Genomic DNA, 2,201 nt, shown 5'->3' on the forward strand with positions numbered 1-2,201 from the left:
TACCCACACCTCCCCCGTTGGACCTCCCCTCGACGGGGTGTGGGATTCTACCACCCCGCCTTAAAATATTCCCCTACCCCCCCCCCCATCCGGGGGGGCCCTTCGCCATATCCGGATACGGCCGAAGACCGGATTCACAGACATTTCATAGGTAATGGAAACCTGCGCGAACGGCCTCGGTTGCATGATGGACGGGTAGATCCGGGAACCAGCGAGGCTGCGCAGGAAGGAAAGATGCAGATGGCCGGTCAGGCAACGGCTGGGGTTGCTCCCGCGTCCGGCCCGATCCGTACCGGATGGCGCCGGTTCTGCCTGCCCGTCACCTACGGCTACGCGGCCATGCTGATCGCCGTGGCCGCGGTGCTGGCAGCGCTGGGCGACGCGGCAGAGACCAAGGTGATCCTGCACGCCAGCTCCAACCTGAGCAATCTGCTGGACGGGCGCTTCGGCACGCTCGTCGCCAGCGCCCTCGTGGTCGGCGACGGTGCTGTCGCCGCGCTGGTCATTCCGCTGCTGGTCTGCCTGCTCGCGCTGGCCGAGCTGCGGTTCGGCGCGCTGACCACGATCCGCATCTTCGTCGCCGGTCATGTCGGGGCCACGCTGCTCGTCGCGGCCGGGCTGTGGGTGGCGGTCACGGCGGATTGGGTGTCGATCAGCATTACGACGGCCGAGGACGTCGGCATCAGCTACGGCGCCATGGCGGTGATCGGTGCCTTCGTGGTGCTGGTACCGCAGCGGTGGCGCGCCACCTGGTCGATCACGTGGCTGGCCGTCGCGATCTCCGGCGTGGCGATGGGCCGCACGTTCACCAACGTCGGGCATCTGGTGGCGCTCGGCATCGGCCTGCTGGTCGGCCTGTGGCTGCTGCGAACCCACCGGATCCGCGCACCCGGGCTGACCCGGTTCGAATGTGGACTGCTGGCCGTCGCCACGGCGCTCGGCTACCTGATGCTCGTGGGTTGAGCGGACTGTCGGCCGTCGCCACGGCACTCGGCTGTCCGATGCACGAGCCAATCGCTGGGCGGCGCTCGCACACTGCGCGAATCGCCCGGGAACCTATGCCGGTACGGCCGCGTGGCGGCCGGTCATTACACTCGACCGGTGCGCCTCGTGATTGCTCGCTGTCAGGTCGACTACGTCGGTCGGCTCACCGCCCACCTCCCGATGGCTCGCCGGCTACTGATGATGAAGGCCGACGGTTCGGTGCTGGTGCATTCCGACGGAGGCTCCTACAAGCCGCTGAACTGGATGAGCCCGCCCTGTCGGCTGGAGGAGCGCGACAGCGAAACCGAGGCCGCCAAGCTGTGGGTGGTGACCAATAAGGCGGGCGAGGAACTGCGGATCACCGTCGAGGACATCGAGCACGACTCCGAACACGAGCTGGGCGTGGACCCGGGGCTGGTCAAGGACGGCGTGGAGGCCCATCTGCAGGAACTGCTGGCCGAGCACATCGAAACCCTCGGCCCCGGATACTCGCTCATCCGGCGCGAATACATGACGGCGATCGGGCCGGTGGACATCCTGTGCCGCGACGCCGACGGCGCCACGGTGGCCGTGGAGATCAAGCGCCGCGGCGAGATCGACGGCGTCGAGCAACTGACCCGGTATCTGGAACTGCTGAACCGCGACCCGCTGCTGGCCCCGGTCACCGGCGTCTTCGCCGCGCAGCAGATCAAGCCGCAGGCCAAGACCCTCGCGACCGACCGTGGAATCCGTTGCCTGACACTGGATTACGACGCTCTGCGCGGCACCGAGAGCGACGAGTTCCGGTTGTTCTAGGTCCGAGTATGCCCCGCCGGAAACCGCGTCCCAAGCAGTCGCCGGCGCGGTTCCAGCGCGAACCGCGCCCGCTCGGCGACGTCTTCGGGCGCACCGAGCGCGGACCGGACGGCGAGGAAACCTACGTGGTCCGCACGATCCCCGGCTCCCGCGCGACGAAGACCTATCGCTGCCCGGGCTGCGATCACGAAATCCCGCCCGGCACAGCGCATATCGTCGCCTGGCAGGAGTACGGCGGCGAGGACGACCGCCGTCACTGGCACACCGGCTGCTGGAAGGGCAGACGCACCCGCACCATCACCCGCCGCTGGTCCTGAGCGGGAGAAATAAGGAAGGGGGGCCCCCCGGGGGGGGGGGGGGGGGGGGGGGGGGGGGGGGGGGGGGGGGGGGGGGGGGGGGGGGGGGGGGGGCGGGCGCGGGGG

Annotated in this window: 3 protein-coding genes; all 3 read left to right on the plus strand. The window is 69.4% G+C overall.

The window, feature by feature from the left end; translation table 11 throughout:
- Nucleotides 1–240: 240 nt before the first annotated feature.
- The 3 genes from QH290_RS15865 to QH290_RS15875 all read left to right on the plus strand — a co-directional run bounded on the left by QH290_RS15865 (nt 241) and on the right by QH290_RS15875 (nt 2,096).
- Nucleotides 241–963, plus strand: coding sequence for a rhomboid-like protein (locus QH290_RS15865; RefSeq protein WP_280266883.1), 723 nt, complete (start codon nt 241–243; stop codon nt 961–963).
- 138 nt (nt 964–1,101) lie between these two features.
- The gene (gene nucS / locus QH290_RS15870) at nt 1,102–1,779 is read left to right on the plus strand and encodes an endonuclease NucS (RefSeq protein WP_280266884.1); all 678 of its coding nucleotides are present in this window, start codon (nt 1,102–1,104) and stop codon (nt 1,777–1,779) included.
- 8 nt (nt 1,780–1,787) lie between these two features.
- Entirely contained in the window at nt 1,788–2,096 is a 309-nt protein-coding gene (locus QH290_RS15875; protein WP_280383610.1) for an ATP/GTP-binding protein, read from the plus strand.
- Nucleotides 2,097–2,201: the final 105 nt, after the last annotated feature.

This window comes from Nocardia wallacei (assembly GCF_029869545.1).
Classification (GTDB): domain Bacteria; phylum Actinomycetota; class Actinomycetes; order Mycobacteriales; family Mycobacteriaceae; genus Nocardia; species Nocardia wallacei_A.